This window comes from Halosolutus sp. YCN4 (assembly GCF_059736495.1).
Window position 1 is genome coordinate 548,517 of record NZ_JCASSM010000001.1, and the last position, 20,293, is coordinate 568,809.

At 64.0% G+C, this 20,293-nt stretch carries 19 protein-coding genes and 1 tRNA gene; 18 read left to right on the forward strand and 2 right to left on the reverse strand.

Annotated features, from left to right (window positions below):
- The first annotated feature begins 156 nt into the window (after positions 1-156).
- The 10 genes from rpl7ae to AC6I6X_RS02860 all read left to right on the forward strand — a co-directional run bounded on the left by rpl7ae (position 157) and on the right by AC6I6X_RS02860 (position 9,235).
- Positions 157-519 carry a 50S ribosomal protein L7Ae gene (gene rpl7ae / locus AC6I6X_RS02815; protein WP_250139639.1) on the forward strand — a complete coding sequence of 121 codons (363 nt, stop codon included), beginning with the start codon at positions 157-159 and terminating at the stop codon, positions 517-519.
- 11 nt (positions 520-530) lie between these two features.
- Positions 531-755: a 30S ribosomal protein S28e gene (locus AC6I6X_RS02820; protein WP_006064297.1), complete on the forward strand. Its 225-nt coding sequence runs from the start codon at positions 531-533 to the stop codon at positions 753-755.
- Positions 755-1,174, forward strand: a complete 420-nt coding sequence (locus tag AC6I6X_RS02825) for a 50S ribosomal protein L24e (RefSeq protein WP_497928982.1) — start codon at positions 755-757, stop codon at positions 1,172-1,174. The genes AC6I6X_RS02820 and AC6I6X_RS02825 overlap by 1 nt, the downstream gene beginning before the upstream one ends.
- Positions 1,171-1,635 carry a nucleoside-diphosphate kinase gene (gene ndk / locus AC6I6X_RS02830; RefSeq protein WP_250139637.1) on the forward strand — a complete coding sequence of 155 codons (465 nt, stop codon included), beginning with the start codon at positions 1,171-1,173 and terminating at the stop codon, positions 1,633-1,635. Before AC6I6X_RS02825 ends, ndk begins: the two co-directional genes overlap by 4 nt.
- A 174-nt stretch (positions 1,636-1,809) precedes the next feature.
- Positions 1,810-3,534, forward strand: coding sequence for a sensor histidine kinase (locus AC6I6X_RS02835; RefSeq protein ID WP_497928983.1), 1,725 nt, complete (start codon positions 1,810-1,812; stop codon positions 3,532-3,534).
- A 134-nt stretch (positions 3,535-3,668) separates the two neighbouring features.
- A complete protein-coding gene (locus AC6I6X_RS02840) occupies positions 3,669-4,043 on the forward strand; it encodes a DUF7344 domain-containing protein (RefSeq protein ID WP_497928984.1) in 375 nt (124 codons plus the stop codon).
- Between the two features lie 189 nt (positions 4,044-4,232).
- Positions 4,233-4,835, forward strand: coding sequence for a superoxide dismutase [Mn] (sod, locus tag AC6I6X_RS02845; protein WP_497928985.1), 603 nt, complete (start codon positions 4,233-4,235; stop codon positions 4,833-4,835).
- 173 nt (positions 4,836-5,008) lie between these two features.
- On the forward strand, positions 5,009-8,110 hold the full coding sequence (locus AC6I6X_RS02850) for an FAD-binding and (Fe-S)-binding domain-containing protein (RefSeq protein ID WP_497928986.1): 3,102 nt from the start codon (positions 5,009-5,011) through the stop codon (positions 8,108-8,110).
- A gap of 31 nt (positions 8,111-8,141) precedes the next feature.
- Positions 8,142-8,408 carry a DUF5827 family protein gene (locus AC6I6X_RS02855; protein ID WP_250139632.1) on the forward strand — a complete coding sequence of 89 codons (267 nt, stop codon included), beginning with the start codon at positions 8,142-8,144 and terminating at the stop codon, positions 8,406-8,408.
- Positions 8,405-9,235, forward strand: coding sequence for an ATPase (locus AC6I6X_RS02860; RefSeq protein WP_497928987.1), 831 nt, complete (start codon positions 8,405-8,407; stop codon positions 9,233-9,235). Before AC6I6X_RS02855 ends, AC6I6X_RS02860 begins: the two co-directional genes overlap by 4 nt.
- 45 nt (positions 9,236-9,280) lie before the next feature.
- On the opposite strand, the gene AC6I6X_RS02865 is transcribed toward AC6I6X_RS02860, so the two are convergent.
- Positions 9,281-9,859, reverse strand: a complete 579-nt coding sequence (locus AC6I6X_RS02865; protein WP_497928989.1) for an MBL fold metallo-hydrolase — start codon at positions 9,857-9,859, stop codon at positions 9,281-9,283.
- 197 nt (positions 9,860-10,056) lie between these two features.
- On the opposite strand from AC6I6X_RS02865, the gene AC6I6X_RS02870 reads away from it, so the two are divergent.
- The 4 genes from AC6I6X_RS02870 (at position 10,057) to AC6I6X_RS02885 (ending at position 14,303) form a co-directional block, all read left to right on the forward strand.
- Entirely contained in the window at positions 10,057-11,319 is a 1,263-nt protein-coding gene (locus tag AC6I6X_RS02870) for a helix-turn-helix transcriptional regulator (protein ID WP_497928990.1), read from the forward strand.
- 94 nt (positions 11,320-11,413) lie between these two features.
- Positions 11,414-11,488: transfer RNA gene (locus tag AC6I6X_RS02875), tRNA-Glu, on the forward strand.
- 478 nt (positions 11,489-11,966) lie between these two features.
- Entirely contained in the window at positions 11,967-12,839 is an 873-nt protein-coding gene (locus AC6I6X_RS02880; protein WP_497928991.1) for an EamA family transporter, read from the forward strand.
- Between the two features lie 372 nt (positions 12,840-13,211).
- On the forward strand, positions 13,212-14,303 hold the full coding sequence (locus AC6I6X_RS02885; RefSeq protein WP_497928992.1) for a glycolaldehyde reductase: 1,092 nt from the start codon (positions 13,212-13,214) through the stop codon (positions 14,301-14,303).
- An 80-nt stretch (positions 14,304-14,383) separates the two neighbouring features.
- On the opposite strand, the gene AC6I6X_RS02890 is transcribed toward AC6I6X_RS02885, so the two are convergent.
- Entirely contained in the window at positions 14,384-15,316 is a 933-nt protein-coding gene (locus AC6I6X_RS02890; RefSeq protein WP_497928993.1) for an SDR family NAD(P)-dependent oxidoreductase, read from the reverse strand.
- Between the two features lie 337 nt (positions 15,317-15,653).
- Between AC6I6X_RS02890 and AC6I6X_RS02895 the strand changes: the two genes are divergently transcribed.
- The 4 genes from AC6I6X_RS02895 (at position 15,654) to AC6I6X_RS02910 (ending at position 20,089) form a co-directional block, all read left to right on the forward strand.
- On the forward strand, positions 15,654-17,048 hold the full coding sequence (locus AC6I6X_RS02895; protein ID WP_497928994.1) for an FAD-binding oxidoreductase: 1,395 nt from the start codon (positions 15,654-15,656) through the stop codon (positions 17,046-17,048).
- Positions 17,049-17,204: 156 nt separating this feature from the next.
- Positions 17,205-17,867, forward strand: coding sequence for a helix-turn-helix domain-containing protein (locus AC6I6X_RS02900; RefSeq protein ID WP_497928995.1), 663 nt, complete (start codon positions 17,205-17,207; stop codon positions 17,865-17,867).
- A 130-nt stretch (positions 17,868-17,997) separates the two neighbouring features.
- The gene (locus AC6I6X_RS02905; protein ID WP_497928996.1) at positions 17,998-18,468 is read left to right on the forward strand and encodes a MaoC/PaaZ C-terminal domain-containing protein; all 471 of its coding nucleotides are present in this window, start codon (positions 17,998-18,000) and stop codon (positions 18,466-18,468) included.
- Positions 18,461-20,089 (forward strand): class I adenylate-forming enzyme family protein, encoded by a 1,629-nt coding sequence (locus AC6I6X_RS02910; RefSeq protein WP_497928997.1) that lies wholly within the window; start codon positions 18,461-18,463, stop codon positions 20,087-20,089. Before AC6I6X_RS02905 ends, AC6I6X_RS02910 begins: the two co-directional genes overlap by 8 nt.
- The last annotated feature ends 204 nt before the right edge of the window (positions 20,090-20,293 follow it).

Here is a 20,293-nt window from a genome sequence, read left to right on the forward strand (position 1 = left end):
CTTTTAAGGGGGGCAACGCTACTGCGTAGTACACCCTACGCGGGGTTGATGATGCTCCTAGCCTCACAGGACTTCCGCCGGGTCGAACTCGGCCCGGGGCCCAGCCCCCGGACGGCAGGGGAGCGCGAGCCCACGCGTAGGAGAGGTGAACAACCAATGTCAGTCTACGTCACAACCGACATCCCAGCCGACCTCGCAGACGACGCCCTCGAGGCGCTCGAGGTCGCCCGAGACACCGGACGCGTAAAGAAAGGAACCAACGAAACGACGAAAGCAATCGAGCGCGGCAACGCCGATCTCGTCTACGTCGCCGAGGACGTCTCCCCCGAAGAGATCGTCATGCACCTTCCCGACCTCGCGGAGGAGAAGGGCATCCCCGTCGTTTTCATCGAAACGCAGGACGACGTCGGCCACGCCGCCGGCCTCGAGGTCGGATCGGCCGCGGCGGCGATCGTCGACGCCGGCGAGGCCGACGGCGACGTCGAGGACATCGCCGACAAGGTCGAGGACCTCGACTGAGGTGATTAGAGATGAGTGCTGAAGAGGAAGAAAGCGGCTCCACGCCCGCCGAGGTCATCGAGATCGTCGGCAAGACCGGCATGCACGGCGAGGCCATGCAGGTCAAGTGCCGAATCAAGGAGGGCGAGAACCAGGGACGCATCATCACCCGAAACTGCCTCGGGCCGGTCCGCGAGGGGGACGTACTCCAGCTTCGCGAGACCGCCCGCGAGGCCGATTCGATCGGAGGGCAATAATGGTCGAGAAACGAACCTGTGACTACACGGGCGAAGAGATCGAACCAGGCACGGGCATCATGTACGTCAAGAACGACGGCTCCGTGCTCCACTTCGTCGACTCCAAGGCGGAGAAAAACTACAAGCTCGGTCGCGAACCGCGCGACCTCGAGTGGACCGAGGAAGGTCGTCGCGGCAAGGGTCCGGCCCAGGCCGACACCCCCGCAGACGAGGAGGCCGACCAGACCGAGCAGGTCGAGGCCGACGAAGACGAGGACCTCGAAACCGAGGCCGAGGACGAGGAAGACGAGGACCTCGAAACCGAGGCCGAGGACGAGGAAGACGAGGACGACGTGCCCGCCGGGGACGAAACCGTCGACGAAACTGAAGAGGCCGAAGAAGCTGAGGAGGCCGAAGAGGCCGAGGAAGCCGAACAATGAGCGATCACGAACGGACCTTCGTGATGGTCAAGCCCGACGCCTTCGCGCGCGGCCTCGTGGGCGAGGTCGTCTCCCGACTCGAGGACCGCGGGCTCAAACTCGTCGGCATCAAGGTCGAGACCATGCCCCGCGAACGGGCCGAAGAACACTACAGCGAACACGAGGACAAGCCGTTCTACGACGACCTCGTGGACTTCATCACCTCGGGACCGGTCGTCCCGATGGTCTGGGAGGGCCAGGACGCGACCCGACAGGTCCGCCAGATGATCGGCGAGACCGATCCGCTCGAGGCCGCCCCCGGCACGATTCGGGGCGACTACGCGCTCGATCTCGGCCGGAACGTCGTCCACGCCGCCGACCACGAGGACGAGGGCGCGAACGAACGCGAAATCGCGATCCACTTCGACGAGGACGAACTGATCGACTACGATCAGCACGACGCCGAGTGGCTCTACGAGTAGTCACCTACTCGGCCCTCGCGTTTGTTCTGCAGTTTTACCACCGGCGTAGCCGATCGCGTACCGACTCACTGCGCCGCCCCGTGGCAGTTCCTGCCGTCGTGGGAACTGGTTGCCGAACAAACCAGTAGTTCAAGTGGGATGCCTGTCTATCCCGACCCGGATGGGGGGCGAACGATGACCGAGATACGGTTCCTGCCGCTGGCGCTCGTCGCGCTGTCGGGCGGTGCGACGGCGATCGCCTGGTACGGCTACCGGCGACAGGAACTGCCCGGTGCCGGTGCGTTCGCCACCCTCGCCGGTCTGATGGGCGTCTGGACGGCGGCGCACGCGTTTCGGCTCGCGAGTACGACGTTCGAGGGGTTCTGGATCTGGGTCAACGTGGAGTGGATCGGCATCATGTTCGCGCCTGTCGTGTGGCTCGTGTTCGCCCTCAGTTACGCCGGTCAGCAGCGGTACGTCACGCGGCGATCGATCGCCGCACTGTGTGTCGTTCCCCTGCTCGTGCAGGTTCTGGTCTGGACGAATCCGTACCACGGACTCGTTCGGGATGGCGGTCCGTCGGCGTTCGCGATCGGCACCGGCTATCCGACGTGGGAGGTCACGTTCGAACTGCCCTACTACCTCGCGATCGGCTACAGCTTTCTCCTCGTGCTCGCCGGGGCGGCAGTCTTGCTCGCGTTGCTCGGAACCTCCCAGGGGCTCTATCGCGGTCGCACGACGGCGCTGTTGCTCGGCGTGTTTGTCCCCGCTCTCGCCGGGGGCTGGCAACTGTTCTCCGACGGCCCGATTCCGGGCGTCGATCCGACGCCGGTCGCGTTTTCCGTGTCGATGGTCTGTTTCGGCTGGGCGCTGTTCGAACGGGACCTCCTGGAGGTCGTTCCGGTGTCGCCGCTCGTCGCCGGTCGGACCGTCCTCGCGGAGATGGAAAGCGGCGTGATCGTCGTCGACACGCGCCGGCGGATCGTCGAGTACAACGCACGAGCGAACGAGTGTACCGATCGCGAACTCTCCCGGGGCACCCGTCTCGAGGAGGTCGCCGAACCGCTCGCGGCGAGACTGGATTCCGACGACGACGTCGATCGTCCGGTCGTGATGGGGACGGCGGCGGGAACCCGCCACTACGACGTCGAGGTCAGCGATATCGAACGGGGGGCCCACGTCGTCGGGCGACTCCTGCTGTTGCACGACGTCACCGAACAGGCGCTCAGGGAACAGCAACTCGACGTCCTCAACCGCGTGTTGCGACACAACGTCCGTCACGATGCGAATCTCATGCTCGGCCACAGTTCGATTTTGCGCGAGGCGCTCCCGCCGGCCCATCACGAGCACGTCGAGCAGATCGAGGCCGCCGCCGAGAACCTCGCGTCCCTGAGCGAGCGATCGCGACTCGCCGAACGAACGATGGGCGAGGCGAGCGCGAACCGGCAGGCGATCGATCTCGTGCCGGTGGTCGAGCACATGGTCGAGGACGTTCGTGCGAGCCGTGACGGCGATCCGATCTCGACGGCGCTCCCCGATCGGGCCCCGGTCGTCGCCCACGAGTCGTTCGAACTCGCCCTCGAGGAACTACTCACCAACGCGTTCGAGCACGCCGGTCCGCCCGCACCCGACGTCACCGTGGCCGTCGAGCGTGGTCCGGCGGAAACGGTGCTTCGCGTGAGTGACGACGGGCCGGGGATCCCTGCCCACGAGCGGGAGGTACTCGAGACGGGGCGGGAGACGGCGCTCGAACACACCAGTGGGCTCGGACTGTGGCTGGTCACGTGGCTCGTCCGGGTGTCGGGCGGAACGCTCGACATCGCCGACCGATCACCGCGGGGGACGACCGTCGAAATCGCACTCCACTCGGCATCGACCGAGTCGATCGAGGGCCCGCCGAACCGGAACGATAGCTACTGAGGGGATTTTTTACTAAATTAAAATTATAATAACTATTATACGTTTGGTTCTAGAGAGACGTAACATCTAATGTGTCGGCTGCAGTAGGGTTGGCTGGTGGTTTCGAATGGTAACTTACGGTAGGTGGTTCGTGGATGCGTGAAACGGAGGGCGAGCCGGCGTCACTCGGGGTCGAGGCGACGCCGTCGCTAGATCTGATCTTCGATATGCTCTCGAACCGGCATCGGCGGGAGGTGCTGTACCATCTCAACGGTCGGCCGGACGGCGTCGCGTCGCTCGACGAACTGACGGACACGGTCGCCGCACGCGAGCACGAATCCGGGCGGATGGACCGCGACGCGGACGAGAGGCGCAACCGGATCCGGACGGAACTGCAACACGTTCACCTGCCGAAACTGGAAGACGCGGGGATCATCGAACACGATCGCCGCAGCGAGACGGTCCGGTACTGGACCCAGCCGTCGCTCGAGGAGTGGCTCGAGCACGCACAGCACAAGGAACGATCCTAGACTCACCTACCGATCGACGGGACCGAGGTTCGCGGTCGCCGCCGCTGAAAGGTTTAACACGTGGTCCGTGGTGATATCATTGGAGGGTACGACGAATACCACGGTAGCCGACGGTTTGTGAGGTGTGATATCGTTTCACTCCTCAAAACTTAACAGGGAAGCTACCGATACAGATTACAGGTGAGACCCATGACTGACCACGAACTTCCACCACTACCGTACGACTACGACGCACTGGAACCGGCGCTTTCCGAGCAGGTGCTGACCTGGCACCACGACACGCACCATCAGGGGTACGTCAACGGCCTCAATTCGGCCGAGGAGACCCTCGCCGAGAACCGCGAGTCGGGCGACTTCGGCTCGACGCCCGGCGCGCTCTCGAACGTCACCCACAACGGCTGTGGCCACTATCTCCACACGCTGTTCTGGGAGAACATGGCCCCCGACGGCGGCGGCGAACCCGAGGGCGACCTCGCCGACCGCATCGAGGAGGACTTCGGCTCCTACGAGGGCTGGAAGGGCGAGTTCGAGTCCGCTGCCGGGGCTGCCGGTGGCTGGGCGCTGCTGGTATACGACCCGGTCGCAAAGCAACTGCGCAATATTGCGGTCGACAAACACGACCAGGGCGCGCTCTGGGGCTCGCACCCGGTGCTCGCGCTGGACGTCTGGGAGCACTCCTACTACTACGACTACGGTCCGGACCGCGGGAGCTTCATCGACGCCTTCTTCGACGTCGTCAACTGGGAGAAGGCCGAAGAAGAGTACCAGAAGTGCCTCGACCACTTCGAGTAAGCTGCGCTACGCGCCGAACCAGTCTATCCCGACTTTTTTGACACCGATCGCCGGGTAGCCAGCGGGCCGTCTCGGACGGAGAGCGTTCAGTGTCTCGGTGGTGCCACGATCGCCGTCGACCACTGTGAACTGGTACCATAGTTTAACTACACACGGGACGATTTGGGCCGTGTATGGCGGTCGACGATAGCGACAGCGGCGACGGTGGCGTCGACTCCCGGGGCGTCGGAGATAGTGAGATCGGACACCCCGACGTGACGGTCGATCCGGGCGGGTCACGGAGCGAAGAGACCGATCGGGACGGACCCGAAGCGGCGGCCTCGCTGGCGCGTGCGCTGGACGACGCCTGTCGCGGCGACGTCCGGTTCGACGAGTACACTCGGGTCCTCTACGCGACCGACGGAAGCATCTACGGGGCACAGCCTGCCGGCGTCGTCTTTCCGCGGGATACGGACGACGTGCGAGCCGCGGTCCGGGTCGCGGCCGACCACGGCGCCCCGGTCCTGCCGCGCGGCGCGGGGTCCTCGCTGGCCGGCCAGGCCGTCGGACCCGGCTGCGTCGTCCTCGACTGTTCGCGACACATGGACGAAATCCGTGAGATCGACCCCGACGGGCGGCGAGCGATCGTCCAGCCGGGCGTCGTGCAGGACGACCTCGACGACGCGCTCGAACCGCACGGCCTGCGATTCGCTCCCGACCCAGCCTCCTCGAACCGGGCGACGATCGGCGGCGGCATCGGGAACAACTCGACGGGGGCCCACTCGGTCCGGTACGGGATCACCGACGCCTACGTCGAGGAGTGCGAGGTCGTCCTCGCTGACGGCTCGCTGATCCGGACCCGGGACGTCGTCCTCGACAGTCCGGAGTGGGATCGGATCGTCGCGAAAGACGATCGCGAGGCGGCGATCTACCGGACGGTCCGGGCGATCGTCGAGGACAACGCCGACGAGATCGAGGAGCGCTATCCGGAACTCAAGCGGTGCGTGAGCGGCTACAATCTGCAGAAGGTGATTCGAGAGGGAGCCGACGGGGAGGGCGAGGCGGCACCAGCCGCCTCGGAAGACCGAGCGGACGAAGCCCACGAGGAGGGGGACAAGATCATCAACCTCTCGAAACTCCTCGTCGGCGCCGAAGGCACCCTCGGCGTCGTCGTCGAGGCGACGCTGTCGCTCGTGACCCGACCCGAGGAGACCGCGCTAGTCGTCTGCTGTTACGACGACCTGCTCGAGGCCCTCGCGGCGGTTCCCGAGGCGCTCGCGCTCGACGCCAGCGCGGTCGAACTCATGGACAGCGAGGTGTTCCGTCTCGCGGCCGATTCGCAGGAGTACGCCGAGTACGCCGACCCGATCCCCGACGGCACCGCCGCGGCGCTGATGCTCGAGTACGACGACGAAGTCGTCGACGACCTCCCCGACGCGATCGACCTGGCGACGGCCGAACTCGTCGACGCGGGGGCGGCGTTCGGGTCGATCGAGGCGTTCAGTTCGGAGAAACAGGATCGACTCTGGAAACTCCGGAAGGCCGCCATCCCCCTGCTGATGAGCATGGAGGGCGATCCGAAACCGTACCCCTTCGTCGAGGACGCCTCGGTCCCGCCCGCGGAACTGGCCGAGTACGTCGCCGGCTTCCAGGAGACTCTCGAGGATCACGACACGACGGCGGCCTACTTCGCCCACGCGGGTGTCGGAACGCTCCACATCCGGCCCATCCTGAACCTGAAGACCGACGCCGACGTCGAGAAGATGCGATCGATCGCCGACGACGTCACGGATCTCGTCGTGGAGCACAACGGCGCGTTCTCCGGGGAACACGGGGACGGACTGGCGCGGACGGAGTTCAACCCGAAGCTGTACGGCCCGGACCTCTGGGCGGCGTTCAAGGAACTCAAGTCGGCGTTCGATCCGGACTGGCGGATGAACCCCGGCAAGGTCGTCTATCGCGAGGACGACCCCACCGACATCCGCGAGCACCTGCGGTACGGCGCCGACTACGCGTCGCTCGAGCCGCGGACGACGCTCGATTTCGACGCGGAGGGCGGCTTCTCCCACCTCGTGGAACTCTGTAACGGCTGTGGGACCTGTCGCCAGACCGGAAGCGACGTGATGTGTCCGACCTACCGGGCCACCGAGGAGGAGATCGCGACGACCCGCGGACGGGCGAACCTCCTCCGGGCGGCGATCAGCGGCGAAATCGATCCCGACGAACTCTTCAGCGAGCGGTTCCAGTCCGAGGTGCTCGACCTCTGTATCGGCTGCAAGGGCTGTCAGAGCGACTGCCCGACTGGCGTCGACCTCGCGAAACTCAAAGTCGAGGTGAAACACCAGTACCACGACCGCGAGGGCGTCAGCGCGCGGGAGCGGCTGTTCGCGAACGTCGATCGCCTCGCCGCCGCGGGGAGCGCGATGGCCCCGATCGCGAACCGGCTGCCCGACCTGCCGGGCGCGCGGACGATCCTCGAGCGGACGGCGGGGATCGCTACCGATCGATCGCTCCCGACCTTCCGGCGGGAGTCGCTGGTGGACTGGTTCGGGGACCGGGGGCCGCAGGTGCGTGCCGCCGCCGCAACCGATCGGGTCGTGCTCTTTCCCGATACGGACACGAACTACTCCCATCCCGAGGTGGGGAAAGCGGCCGTCAGGATCCTCGAGGCCGCGAACGTGCGCGTCGTGGTTCCAGACCTCGGCCCGACGGGCCGGGCCACCTACTCCCAGGGCCTGCTCGATCGGGCGGCGGCGGACGCTCGCGGGTTGCTCGACGACCTCGAACCCTACCTCGAGGACGGGTGGTCTGTCTGTTTCGTCGAACCCTCCGACGCCTCGATGGTCGTCGACGAGTACCGCTCCCTGCTCGACGACGATCGCGTCGAGGCGCTCGCGGCGAGCGCCTACGACGTCTTCGAGTACCTCGATCGGAATCGACTTGAGGAGGAACTCCCGGTCGACGCGCGGACCGACCGGCTCACCTATCACGGGCACTGCCACCAGAAGGCCCGCGGGACCGACCACCACGCGGTCGGCGTGCTCCGGCGCGCCGGCTACGCGGTCGACCCGGTCGACTCGGGCTGTTGCGGGATGGCCGGCAGTTTCGGCTACGAGGCCGACCACTACGACCTCTCGCGAGCGATCGGCTCCCTGCTCGCCGACCAGCTCGCAGACAGCGACGGCGAGACGGTCGTCGCACCGGGAACCTCCTGTCGGACACAGATCGGCGACTTCGAGGCGTACGAGCGGCCGCCCCACCCGATCGAGGTTCTCGCGAGGGACCTGGATCGGTGAGGTCTTGAGTCAGGCGCTAGTAATACCGCTCATGCCGGTTCCGAAATCCGAGTTCGACCAGTTGCCGCCGTGTGACTTCTACACGCCCGCGGAGTTGCTCGAGTCCGACCAGATGTACACGGTCTACGAGATCGCCCGCCTCCTGCAGGGGCTCGATCCCGACGCGGAGATCGACGAAGGGACCGAGGACATCCTGCTCGACTGGGCGATCCCCTGGATCATGACCAACGCGGACGATCTCGTGGTCGCCGAGCCGCGATCCGACGACGAACCCGGCTACTACGGCCTGAAAGAATGATCCTCCTCGTCGTCGGTGCCGATCGCGTCGACGCCGGCAAGACGACGTTTTCGGTCGGCCTGCTCGAACGAACCGGAGCGGTCGGCTACAAGCCCCGCGCCGGCAACGACTACTGGTTCGACCACGACGACTGCCGGACCGCGATCGCGAACGGAGGCCTCTACGGCAAGGACGCGGCCCGCCTCGCGAGCGCGGAGGGGCGCGATCGAGATCCCGAACGCCTCAACCCGGTCCACCGGCTGTGGCGACCCTCGCCGAACGGTGGAAGCGGTCTGCTCGGCCGATCCGACCGCGAGTTCCTCGTCGATCGGATCGGTCGCGCAGCCGACGACCCGACGTTCGTCCGCAACGCCACCGTCGACCTGCCGGACGCGGTCGCCGACGGGCTTCCGGTCGCGGACGCGATCCCCGTCGAGACGGTCGACGAACTCAACGCGATCGTCGAACGGGAGTACGTGCCGGCGTTCGAGAACCTCGCCGCCGACGTCGAGGGGGCGGACGTCGCGGTCGTCGAGTCCTACAGCGACATCGCCCAGCCGCTCTCGTCGGTCGACCCCGCGTCGATCGCCGCCGTCGCGGCCGTCGAGCCCGGTCGCGCGCGAATCTACCCCGGCGATCGCTACTGTCGCGCCTGCGAGATCACCAGTTCGAGCCCGAAAGACGGGACGCTCGAGAAGCGCGTCCCGGCCGTGCTCGACTACCTGGACCCCATCGAGCGCGTCACGTTACCGCCTCTTCCCGGCGACGCCCGATCGGATCCCGCGCGGATCGCGGACGCCTACGCGCCCGCCTACGACGCGTTGTTGGACGCCGCGAAGCGGGTCTAGTGCGAACGGACGTCCCCGATCACCGACGACCTCGGTCGCCGGACCCTACACCTGGCGCGCCATCCGGGCCGACAGTTCGACGTGGTCGTACGGCCGGTTGGTCACGCTCGGCCCGTGGCCGGTGTGCATCTCCGCGAGGTCCTCGTCGATCCACTCAAGGACCCGATCGATGCTCTCGATCAGCGTCCCGCGATCGCCCTCCTCGAGATCCGTCCGGCCGAAGCTCCCGTTCTGGAAGACCAGATCGCCGGCGAAGAGCACGCCGGGGTCGGCCGCGTAGAAACAGAGATGATCGTCCTTGTGGCCGGGCGTGTGCAACGCGACGTACTCGTGATCGCCAAGCTGGACCCGCTCCTCGTCAGCGATGGCGTGGTCGACGCCCTCGATCGCCGGATCGTACCCCCACGCGTCGACGTCGAACGCCGCCTTCACGTCCCCGAGATTCCCGACGTGATCCGGGTGGGTGTGCGTGAGCACGACCGCGTCGAGGTCGTCGACGCGCGATCGGATCGCCGGGACGACGTCGAAGTTCGCACCCGGATCGACGAGGACGGTTCGGTCGCCGGAAACGAGAAAGGCGTTGCTCGTGAAGGCCTGCACTCCCTGTGCGAGATTGGCGATCATGGCCGCCGGTAGGGTATCGACCCGTTTGTGCGTATCGACACGGTTCAGGGCTGGCGAACAGTTTTCGAGGCTGACAGAACGATCGGTGGCGTTTGCAAACCTCCGCATCTGGCGGGGCAAGAGCCGTTACGCGCCGAATAGCGGTTCGAACTCCCTATTCACAAGGATTTTTAGCTTCGGCACGTAGTGGTAGACGAATGAACCGGCCGGGCTCTGTAGGACTCGTCGTCCTCGCTGTTGTCGTCGCTGTCGCCGGCATCGGTGGTCCGCTCGCGCTGGTCGGGGGAACAGCGTCGGCCCAGGAACCGACGAGCGCAACGGCGTCGCTCTCCAGCGAGGCCTCGTCGTCGACCGTCGTTGCTTCGGCCGCGCTCCAGTCTGACGGTATCAACAGTTCCACCTTCGACAGGACCAGGTTCGTCGTCACCGTCTACGAGAACGGTTCCGCGACGTGGACCCACCGTCACGAGATGGACCTCAACGACTCCAGTGACGATCGGGAGGCGTTCGAGGCGATCGTCGAGGATTTCGAATCGAACGACTCCGGCGTCACCGATCTCTTCGAGAGCCAGGCACGCGCACTGGCGGCGACCGGTTCCAATACTACGGGTCGGGAGATGGCGGCCCGCGATTTTACAGCGACCGCGTACATCGATCAAGAAACGAATCTGGACCCGAGTAAAGAGCCGGAGATCGGCGTCGTCGAACAGTCGTTCACCTGGGAAGGCTTCGCGGCCGTCGAAGGCGGGAAGGTGATCGTCAGTGACGTATTCGATGGGCTCATCATCGACTCCGACCAGTCGATCGCGTTCCGGCCGGGCGGCGACCTCGTCTTCGAGTCCGTCGCGCCGGACGACGCGCAGTATACCGCTCCCGAACTCAGGGATGCCAACAAAGTGGTCTGGGAGGGCGAACGAGAGTTCCTCGCCGGCCACCCCCGAGTAGTCTACGACAATCCGGACCTCTCCGGTTCCAGTTCGGGCGATCCTATCTCGACGGTGACGGGCGCGGCCGGTGACCTCCTGTGGCCACTGGTCGTCCTCGCGATCCTGGCGGGGATCGGCGGTGCCGTCGTCTGGTATCGCCGGTCCGATCGGTCCGACGACGGGGCGACCGCGGCAACCACCGAGTCGCCCGACTTGGACCCACCGCCGGCCGCCGGCGGGGATCGGTCGATGGCGGAGGCCGGAGACCCCGACGACGCGGACGACGCCGGGCTTCCCGAGGAGGAACTGCTCACCGACGAGGATCGCGTCGTCAAACTCATCCGCGAGAACGGCGGGCGGATGAAACAGGTCAACATCGTCGAGGAGACCGGCTGGTCGAAGTCCAAGGTCAGCATGCTCCTGTCGGACATGGAAGAGGAGGGGACCATCAGTAAACTCCGCGTCGGCCGCGAGAACATCATCAGTCTCCAGGGGTTCGAACCCGAGGCGACGAAGTCCCCGTTCGAGGAGTGACCCGATCGCCGTGCGTGTCATCGTCCGGCACCCTCGAAATGAAACGGAATGCTTAAACATCGGTCGGGGCTACGAAGAAATGCAGACGCAGGCCGCTCCGATAGTGTAGTCCGGCCAATCATATTGCCCTCTCGAGGCAATGACCGGGGTTCAAATCCCCGTCGGAGCACTTCTTCCCGACGCTGTCCCGTGATTTCGAGCTCGTGCTAACATCAGGTAGCCATGGGACTCGAAATCAATTCGATTCGCATAGCCGGTCTATCCCGACGCCGTCTTGCGATTACCGAATTTGGACAGGCAATCCGAGTAGCATTGCTTCGGACGGGGCCTAGCGAAGGATCTGAGCGACTTCGTCCTCGTCCCCGAACCGACCGAACAGCGACTCGGGCAGCGCCGGTTGGTTGACTATCGCAGCGAACGCGAGGACTGTCTCCGGTGGCTCCTGTCGTTCGGGAAGAATCCCGAGACAGCAGAAGGGTACACGGACGACCGCTGTGTGGCGTGTCAGATCGGGTTCAGTGGCAGCACAGATCGCGGATCCCGGATCGGATTGCCGAGTGGCTGATACGTTCGATCGCGTTTCAGTGGGGGAACCCGCGAGCAATCGATCGAACGACTGATAACCGACATCACCCTCCAGCCAAGTGATGGATTCCGGGATCGGATTTGCGATTACTGCAGCCTTCGTCTGGGGGTTCTACATTTACGTTTTGAAACGATCGTTTTCGGGGTATCCGCCGGCGGCGTTGACGGTCCTTCTCAACGCGTTCGCGCTCGCGTGGTACCTGCCGATCGTCGTCACGCGGACGGAGTTTTCGGACGTGCTGCTCGAGAGCTTCGGCCTCGCCGACCTGGCCGTCGTCGCAGTGACGATACTCACGACCGCCCTCGCGTTCGTGCTGTTCCTCCGGGCGATCGCCGAGGGCGACGTCTCCTACGTGACGCCGATCAACAAACTCGTCCCGCTGTTCGTTCTGCCGCTCGAGATCCTGTTTCTCGGTCAGTTTCTCACCCCCGTACAGGTTCTGGGGGTCGCCGTCGCGACGGGCGCGGTGTACGTCGCGAACTACGACCCCGGCGGATTGTTCCGCCCGTTCGTCAAGGCCGCACGGTCGCGACCCGCGCAACTCGCGTTGCTGAGTGCGGTGTGTTACGCGGTGAGCGACCTCGGGAAGCGCGTCTCACTGCAAGAACTCGCCATCCCGGGCACGCTCTGGGTCCCGATCCTGCTGATCGGCGTCGGGATCGTCCTTCTTCCGAGCGCCGTCCGGAATCCGCCGGCGTCGGTTCGCGCCGACCTTCCGAAACTCGCGGTTGGCGGGGCGCTGGTCGCGCTCGGCGAACACGCGACGACGCTCGCGTTCGCGGCGCTGCCGGCGAGTATCGCCTCGCCGATCATCAATACGCAGGCGATCGTCGCCGTCGTTCTCGGCGGCGTCCTCCTCGGCGAACAGTACTTCCGTATCCGGCTCGTTGCCGCTGCACTGGCGGTGGCTGGAGTCTCGCTGATCGCGATGTAGCCGGCCCCGGTCTGACGGACGCCTCTTGGAGGTTCGCGACGGATCGAAATACACGCTCGTCGTTCCGCTGGAACGCTGTGTCTCAACACGATCATGAGGACCTCAGGGGGTGTGACTCTGTTCGGGGCGTGAGAACCACGAACTGGTGCCAGAGCATTCAGCCCACGCTCGGCGACGCAACTCTCGTCGGCAGAATTAACGATGGAGCGACACGGCATCCCTGCCAATTTGTAAACTGCTTTCGAAACGCCGAGCCGACAACCGCTGAAACATGGCTCCAGAGCGACGCATACTGCTGGAACCAGCTAATCTGAACAATACTCACGAGAGCTGGGGCCAAACTACATTATCGGATCCGTGGTTCGTTCAGACATGGCAAAGATATTCGCGTCCCCCGCGAACTATACACAGGGCCGTAGCGTCGCCGCGGAGATCGGAATGCACGCGGAGGACCTCGGGAGTAGCGCCGTCCTCCTCGCTGACGAAATTGTGATGGACATCGTGGGTGATACCGTCACGGAGAGTCTCGAAGACCACGAGTTCGCCACCGAGACGGTGGAGTTCCGGGGCGAGTGCTCGGAACAGGAGATCGAACGTGTCGCCGACCAGGCGAGCGAGTACGGGAGCGACGTCATCGTCGGCGCCGGCGGGGGCAAGGCGCTCGATGCGGCCAAGGCGGTCGCGGAACGGATCGACATCGCCATGGTTTCGATGCCCACCATCGCGTCGACGGACGCCCCCACGAGTTCGCTCTCGGTGATCTACACCGAGCACGGCGAGTTCGAGGAGTACTGGTTCCACTCGAAGAACCCGGAACTCGTCCTCGTCGATACGGCGATCATCGCGGAGGCACCGACCCGGACGTTCCAGTCGGGCATCGCCGACGCGCTCGCGACGTGGTTCGAGGCCGACGCGACCTACCGATCTCACGGCGAGAACATCTTCGGTGGAGCCTCAACTCGGGCTGGTCACGCGCTCGCCGAACTCTGTTACGAGACGCTCCGCCAACACGGGGTCTCGGCCGTCCGCGCCGTCGAGAACGACGCCGTGACGGAAAGCGTCGAAGCCGTGACCGAGGCGAACACGCTCCTGAGCGGTCTCGGATTCGAGAGCGGCGGGCTCGCGGCGGCCCACTCGATCCACAACGGACTCACGCAACTCGAGGCGACCCACGACGCGACTCACGGGGAGAAGGTCAACATCGGCACCCTCTCCCAACTCGTTCTCGAGGGCAAGGACGACGTGTTCGTCGAAGACGTCATCGAGTTCTCGCTCGACATCGGGCTTCCGGTCACGCTCGCGGACATCGGTCTCGACGATCCGACGGAAGATCAGCTCGAGACGGTCGCCGAGGCGACCTGCGTCGAGGAAGAGACGATCCACAACGAGCCGTTCCCGGTCGAGCCCGCGATGGTCCGGGACGCGCTGGTGACCGTGAACGGACTCGGCGAACGCCACAAGTAGCGCGTCCCCGTATCGGGGCGGGACCGCTCGACGACCGGTGTCGGCCTGGCTTCCGGTTCGTCCCCGCCACCTCGAGTCAGTCACTCTAGTGCGGAGCCGATGCTCTCGCCGAACTCCGCAAGCGGTTCATCGATGTCGAGGAGGGCCGCACTTCGTTCCCAGAGACGGCGGGCAGCATCGTCGTTTATAGCCGGACGCGTAGGTGTTCTGGTCGACTGGTTCGCAAAATACTGGCCGGTGACGTCAGAGGTTTCGGGCGAGAGAGCGACGTACAGCAGTTCTGCGGCACCGTCGGCGACCGACGTGATACCGGGCACCACATCGAGCGTAGAGGTGAGCGCTGGAAGCGGTCCTGGCAGGAACCGGCTGAAGTTGCTTCCCGGTATCGCTCCTGGATGGACGCTATTCGAGCTGATCGATCGGTCTCCAGCAGCTACCCGACGTGCGAGTTCCCGCGAAAAGAGGATGTTCGCGAGTTTCGAGTGGCCGTAAGCCCACATCGACGAATACGACTCGACGGTTTCGACACGGTCCAGGTCGAGCGATACGCCGCGGTGTGCTGCCGACGATGTCGTTACGATGCAGGCATCGTCAGTGAGGTGGTCGATCAGGTCCGTGGTCAGCTGATACGGCGCCAGATGATTGATGTGAAACGTGTACTCGATACCCTGGTTCGTGAGTCGACCCGTACGGAAATACCCGCCAGCGTTGTTGAACAGGTAATCGAGGCTATCAGTTTCCTCCCGAACTGTCGTAGCGAGTTCTCGAACGGCATCGGGATCTGTGAAATCAGCCGGGATGAACGTCGCCTCGACACCGATTGTCTCCAGTTCGTCGACGACTGACTGGCCGGCGCTTACATCTCGCCCGTGGACGATCACGTCAGCGCCGAGTCGGCCGAGTGCGAGTGCAGTAGCGCGCCCGATTCCACTCGTCGAACCCGTAATCAGCGCGGTTTGCCCGCTACAATTCACGTGACCCACGGCTGCGAGTTCTTCCGGACGATCTCTCATACTCCGACCACGAGTTCCGTTCTCAAAACGACACACCCTCACCTTGTTATCCGATGACGATCGAAGTGCTTGCGAGAGGCGTCGACCTCGAGACGTTCAGGGCCCTCGAAGAGGACTTCGTCTCTCGTTGTCGGACTGCGGCGTGTACGTAAACTCTTAGTAATTTCCCGAATGCATAGAAGTATGTTTCAACTGAGTGTGACTAAAACTAGAAATCCGCAGGCAGGATAGCTGTAAGTCGATAAGAAGTCGTGATATCTAACCCATTCGCAGGATATAAATACAAAATGACTAGTTGTTTCGACTGACTATGACTGCTCACACGCACCCTCTGGGTGTGGTCGCACAACTCGACGAGAACGACCTTCAGGAGTTCGATGAAGACCTCCGCGGCGACCTCATCTTCCCCGACAGCGAGGAGTACGAGGACGCACGCAACGTGTGGAACGGCCTGATTAACGAGTACCCCGCCGTGATCGCCCGCGTCAACGGCGCATCCGACGTCGCCCGCGCAATCACGTTCGCCCGCGACAACGACCTCGAACTGGCTATTCGCGGCGGCGCCCACCACCAGGCGGGCAGCGCCATCGTCGAGGGAGGACTCGTCATCGATCTCGAGGAGATGAACACCGTACGCGTAGACGCCGAAAAGCAGGTCGCACACGTCCAGCCCGGCACCCGCGCAGAGGACGTCCTCGCCGAGACCCAACAGTACGGCCTCGCCACGCCAACCGGGAGCGCGGGCGAGGTCGGCATCCCCGGCTCGACGCTCGGTGGCGGTATCGGCTGGATCCGCCGGAAGCACGGCCTCGGCATCGACGCGCTCCGCAGCGTCGAAATCGTTACGCCCGACGGCGAACTTCGAGAGGCGAGTCCCGACCACAACGAAGATCTGTTCTGGGCCATCCGCGGTGGTGGCGGTAACTTCGGCGTCGTCACCAACTTCGAGTTCGAATTGTACGAGGTCGGCCCGATGGTACAGGCCCTCGGAATCTTCTACCCGTACGACGCCGCCGAGGACGTGCTGGAGACCCACCGACAGGTCATGAGCGACGCGCCCGAGGAATTGACCACCATCCTCCTCTGTGGGCACATTCCCGGACTCCCACCGATGCCGGACGAACTCGCCGGCACGGACGCCGTCGGCATCCTCGGCTGTTACGCGGGCGATCACGAGGAAGGCGAGCAAATCATCGAACCGCTGCGGGACGTGACGGAGCCGCTCATCGACGTGAGCGACGCGATGCCCTACGAGGCGCTCCACGACCTCGGGACGCAGATGTATCCGTGGGGCCGCAAGTACACGCATCGCTCCGTCTTCGTCGACGAACTCACCGACGACATTCACGACCTCGTCATCGAGCGAACGGAGGCAGCGCCGACACCGATGTCGGCTATCGGCGTCTGGCCGCTCGGCGGCAACATCGGACACAGCGACGATGCCGCCTACGCGTGGGACGACAAGCAGTTCATGATCACCATCGAGGGCAACTGGGAGGCGTTCCGGAACCAGCCTACCCTCGATTGGGCAGCCGAAACCGAGCGCCAACTCCGCTGCGAAGGCGCCGAAGGAGCGTACGCCGGCTTCACGGGCGTCGAGGAACGTAACTGGGAGGACTGGACGAAACAGGTCTACGGCGACAGCTACGATCGCCTCGCCGAAGTGAAGGCCGAGTACGATTCCGAGAACGTTTTCAGCCGTAACGTTACCGTCACCCCTGGCGACGCGTAAGGCCGTTCCGATCGCGAAAGTAGTTTCGTCCCGCTCTGTACCGCCTGTCAGTACCCAACAAGCTTGCCACAAACCACTCAAAATCCGGCTCGAGAATACCGACGTCGCCATCACTACACCGAATGTACTTCACCGCTCCGTTCGTGGGCTCACCCTATGGAGGCGGACGTCCAATACTGCCATCTTCGGTTTCAACCCGATCAGCAGTGGTTCGAGCCGATTCACGAGCAGGTGGCTGCCAAACCTGCGGTGACTCACGAACTCATCCACCAGACGAATCTCCTGGACGATGGCACTGCGGTCGTGTTATTCGAAATCGTCGGCGACGTCGATCGGATCGGAGCATTGCTCGAAAATCACTTTCTGGCCCTCGAATACCAACTGATCGTCAGGGATCACAGCGTCTTCGTCTACGCCCACTTTCGGCCCAACGAGACGATTTACGCGCTCTTGCGGATGTTCGACTGCCACGAGATCGTCATGGATCCACCGATGATTTACACCGACGAAGGAGCCCTGGAAGCGACCATCGTGGGGAACAAGGAGAGTATCGCCGAGGCGATCGAAGCGGTTGACGCCGACGTCTCGTTCGTTCTGCACAGAACGGGAACCTACGAACCGTACCACAGGTCGCTATTCTCTCTTCTGACACCAAAGCAACAGGAAACGCTCAAAACGGCCATTGAATGCGGATATTATCGCGACCCGCGCGCGGCAACGTACGAGGACATCGCCGACGAACTCGACTGTGCGGTCGGGACGGTCGGCGAACACCTGCGAAAGTGCGAGTCAAAATTGTTGCCCCGTCTTGTCCCCTGATCGGTCCGTTGGGTGACGTGTGGTGGGTGTATCTCCCGCATATTTGCGGCTAATCGCTTACCCGACATGAACGAGAATGTGAGACCATGCCACGCAATCAGGCATCGGATCGGGGAAGGGAGTGTTTCGAATGAGCGAGGGATTCTTCAGAGACAGTTTTGAGGAGGTGTCGGTCGGCGATACCACGGAGACGATCGGGCGAACCATCACCGAGTCCGACGTGGTGAATTACGCGAACGCGACGGGCTGTTGGTTCCCTCTGCATACGGACACGGAATTCGCCGCGTCGACGATGTTCGGCGAGCGGATCGTCCAGGGGACGTTCCTCGTCGGGCTTGCCGAAGGGTTGCTCTTTCAGAATCGGGAGACGAGCATCCGGGCCAACGCCGGCATCGGGGAGATTTCGTTCCATCAGCCGATCTACATTGATGATACGGTGCGCTATACCGCCGAAATCGTCGAGAAGACACCTCGTGATGATGATCACGGTATCGTGACGGCGGCGATTCGCTGTCAGAATCAACGCGGAGAGACGGTAGCGGAGTTCGAGATGCAGTACCTCGTCGCACGAGCAGAACAGGAGGATCCAACCCATGACTAACACAACTGACACACCGTATGACCCAGAAGTACCGCACACCGGCCTCGTTCACTGGTACCTCGAACGGTGGGCCGCGGAACAGCCGACGGCGACTGCGTACAGTTACGAACCGGTCGCGATGGCACATGGGGACGCTACTGAAGGAACGTGGAAGGGATTAAACCGGGAAGCGGCACGTCTCGCTGCCGGTCTCTCGGAGGCGGGCGTCGAACCCGGTGACTACGTCGCTACGCTGTTCCCGCAGTGTCCGCAGTACCTCAGGACGTACGCCGCCGTCGCCAAACTCGGCGCGACGCTCGTCCCGATCGACCTGCGTTCGGAACCGCGCGAAATCGAGTACGTTCTCGAGCAGACGCAACCGACGGCCTTCCTCGGTGTCGACGCGTATCACGGAGAATCGTATCGAGACGCACTGACGGGACACGATCTCCTCGAAGATGTTTTGATAGTGGAGTGGTTCGACGACACGGGATTCGTGCCGGGTAGCGATCCGGGAGAGTACGAGTGGAGCGTCGTCGGTTCGGATGGATCGACACGAGAATCAGCCGATGCCGTCGGGAACCACGACCCTGATACGTCGTTTCTCGTCGTATTCACGAGCGGAACGACGGGCAGTCCGAAAGGGGCGCTGCTGAGCCATCGAAACGCGGTCTTCCAGGGAACGGTGATGTCCGATACGTGGGCCATCAATCAGTCGGATACCACGCTCGTCCATCTCCCGCCGAGCCACGTCGGTGGATCAACCGAACTCCTCGGGACGGTATTCGTCTCCGGAGGCGAGGCGGTACTGCTCGACGCGTTCGACCCCGGTGAGGCCCTGGACAGAATTCGCACGGAATCGATCACCGTCGTCGGGAACGTCCCCGCGATGTGGGAGATGCTCTTCGCGGTGCCCGACCACGAGGAGGCGATGGAGAGCGTGAAGACGGCCGTCGTGGCCGGCCAGGCGCCGTCGGAGAATTGCCTCAACGGAATGGCCGCGATCGGGACGCCCGTAACCGGCTGGGGGCTTACGGAGACTGGTGGCTTCGTCACCCTGACCGAACTCGAGGCCACCTGGGACGTGCTCACGGAGACCGTCGGGAAACCGTATCCCGGATTCGACGTGAATTCGGTCGACGAGAGTGGCGCTCCCCTCCCAGACGGCGAAACCGGAGAACTCGTGGTCCGCGGCGACGGTGTCATGGTCGGCTACCTCGACGACGAACAGACGGCGGCCGAGACGATCGACGAGGAGTGGATCCGAACCGGAGACATGGGCTTCGTCGACGAAGACGGGTACGTCCGTCTCCGCGGTCGAGCCCACAACATGTACATCTCCGGCGGCTACAACGTGTACCCCGACGAAATCCAGGACGTTCTGACGTCGCATTCGGACGTCCAGCTGGCCCAAGTGGTCGGCGTCGAACACGAGAAGTGGGGCGAGGCCGGCCACGCGTTCGTCGTTCCAGAGCCTGATGCAGACCTTAGCGTTTCAGACCTCGAGGAGTACGCCAGCGAGGAACTCGCGGACTACAAGCGGCCCGTAAAGTACACGATCAGCGACGAACTCCCGACGACACCACTCGGGAAGATCGACCGCCAACGCCTCATCGATCGATACGACCTCTCGACCGCTTAATTTCGATCGTGGTCCAGCGGCCCCTCGCTTTGACGCGGAAAGCGCACAGTACCGACACCGGTTGGAAGTTGCTTATCCCAAGCTTTTGGACACGATTTCGAGTGTATCTGCCATGACCTCGTGCTCGGTTTCGTGCGCCCAAGACTGAACCCACTCGAGCGGCACCGCTTCCCGTCGTGGATGCGGATTCACATCGATCGTCCA

What these genes read in the sequence shown, in the direction of transcription:
- rpl7ae (WP_250139639.1), top strand. Translation starts at nt 157, where the DNA reads ATGTCAGTCTACGTCACAACCGACATCCCAGCCGACCTCGCAGACGAC.
- AC6I6X_RS02820 (WP_006064297.1), top strand. Translation starts at nt 531, where the DNA reads ATGAGTGCTGAAGAGGAAGAAAGCGGCTCCACGCCCGCCGAGGTCATC.
- AC6I6X_RS02825 (WP_497928982.1), top strand. Translation starts at nt 755, where the DNA reads ATGGTCGAGAAACGAACCTGTGACTACACGGGCGAAGAGATCGAACCA.
- ndk (WP_250139637.1), top strand. Translation starts at nt 1,171, where the DNA reads ATGAGCGATCACGAACGGACCTTCGTGATGGTCAAGCCCGACGCCTTC.
- AC6I6X_RS02835 (WP_497928983.1), top strand. Translation starts at nt 1,810, where the DNA reads ATGACCGAGATACGGTTCCTGCCGCTGGCGCTCGTCGCGCTGTCGGGC.
- AC6I6X_RS02840 (WP_497928984.1), top strand. Translation starts at nt 3,669, where the DNA reads ATGCGTGAAACGGAGGGCGAGCCGGCGTCACTCGGGGTCGAGGCGACG.
- sod (WP_497928985.1), top strand. Translation starts at nt 4,233, where the DNA reads ATGACTGACCACGAACTTCCACCACTACCGTACGACTACGACGCACTG.
- AC6I6X_RS02850 (WP_497928986.1), top strand. Translation starts at nt 5,009, where the DNA reads ATGGCGGTCGACGATAGCGACAGCGGCGACGGTGGCGTCGACTCCCGG.
- AC6I6X_RS02855 (WP_250139632.1), top strand. Translation starts at nt 8,142, where the DNA reads ATGCCGGTTCCGAAATCCGAGTTCGACCAGTTGCCGCCGTGTGACTTC.
- AC6I6X_RS02860 (WP_497928987.1), top strand. Translation starts at nt 8,405, where the DNA reads ATGATCCTCCTCGTCGTCGGTGCCGATCGCGTCGACGCCGGCAAGACG.
- AC6I6X_RS02865 (WP_497928989.1), bottom strand. Translation starts at nt 9,859, where the DNA reads ATGATCGCCAATCTCGCACAGGGAGTGCAGGCCTTCACGAGCAACGCC.
- AC6I6X_RS02870 (WP_497928990.1), top strand. Translation starts at nt 10,057, where the DNA reads ATGAACCGGCCGGGCTCTGTAGGACTCGTCGTCCTCGCTGTTGTCGTC.
- AC6I6X_RS02880 (WP_497928991.1), top strand. Translation starts at nt 11,967, where the DNA reads ATGGATTCCGGGATCGGATTTGCGATTACTGCAGCCTTCGTCTGGGGG.
- AC6I6X_RS02885 (WP_497928992.1), top strand. Translation starts at nt 13,212, where the DNA reads ATGGCAAAGATATTCGCGTCCCCCGCGAACTATACACAGGGCCGTAGC.
- AC6I6X_RS02890 (WP_497928993.1), bottom strand. Translation starts at nt 15,316, where the DNA reads ATGAGAGATCGTCCGGAAGAACTCGCAGCCGTGGGTCACGTGAATTGT.
- AC6I6X_RS02900 (WP_497928995.1), top strand. Translation starts at nt 17,205, where the DNA reads ATGGAGGCGGACGTCCAATACTGCCATCTTCGGTTTCAACCCGATCAG.
- AC6I6X_RS02905 (WP_497928996.1), top strand. Translation starts at nt 17,998, where the DNA reads ATGAGCGAGGGATTCTTCAGAGACAGTTTTGAGGAGGTGTCGGTCGGC.
- AC6I6X_RS02910 (WP_497928997.1), top strand. Translation starts at nt 18,461, where the DNA reads ATGACTAACACAACTGACACACCGTATGACCCAGAAGTACCGCACACC.